At 40.9% G+C, this 875-nt stretch carries 1 pseudogene; it reads left to right on the top strand.

The features are described 5' to 3' along the window. Nucleotides 1-875: pseudogene (locus ACFIQC_RS09955) on the top strand (filamentous hemagglutinin); the annotation flags it as partial.

The raw sequence follows: 875 nt of genomic DNA, 5'->3' as shown, positions 1-875 counted from the left end.
ATGCTGGACAAATCATTGGCTCTCTCAACCGCAACACCGCAGCAGCACACCAAGCAGTAGAACAGCTAGATGTCGCATCGCTTGAGGGGGTAGTGCATAATCGCGTAGATATGATCAATGATTTATCGGATGAAGGATTGGGATACTGGGACAAAGTGCGCGAAGTCGCAAATGTTAAAGAACATCCAGTAGGTGAGATTTTGCATGATGAAAATGGCAATGTCCTCTATTTAACCGATGAAAATGGAAAACCTATAAAAGACAGCGATGGAGAATATATTACTCTGTATCACTTTTTAAATGCTGAAGATGAGCAGCATTTACAAGCTGGCTCTGATGGCAACAGGCGTATGTTCTATAATGGTATTTTTAACACACCAGATGAAGCAGCCGGTAATGCTGTCCACTTAGCTGATAATGAACATGAACCCCTTTATTTTACATACCACCCACAAGCTAAAGACAGGCTCGTAGAGATCGGAGTAGCGATTTATGAGTATTTTGGGAGATGGAGTAATTCGACCAAGAAGTTACAAGATTTTATCTATCGTTATGGCAATACAGGGGCGATTGTTAGTGCGCATAGCCGTGGTAGCTTGACAGTGGGCAATGGAATGCGTGACTTTGAACAGCATGGCATTCACGGTATAGCAGAAAAAACAGATATCTATCTTTTTGGACCAGCTGATAACTCTCAATCAATAGCGAATGCACTCTATTATGTGAGTGATGGTAAAAAAGATCATATTTATTTACAAAACCATATATTCGATCCCATTGGTACAGGAATTGGTCACAATCTACCTACTTTTTATAAGGCACCCTTAAGGTTCCCTTATGCAATATTTCCACCAGCAACTCCAATGATAGAGCAA

Origin of the sequence: Bartonella sp. AA126HLJHH, assembly GCF_042197425.1 — a bacterium.
Lineage (GTDB): Bacteria > Pseudomonadota > Alphaproteobacteria > Rhizobiales > Rhizobiaceae > Bartonella.
The sequence above is the reverse complement of the archived record's forward strand: the minus strand, read 5'-3'. Positions and strand labels throughout refer to the sequence as shown.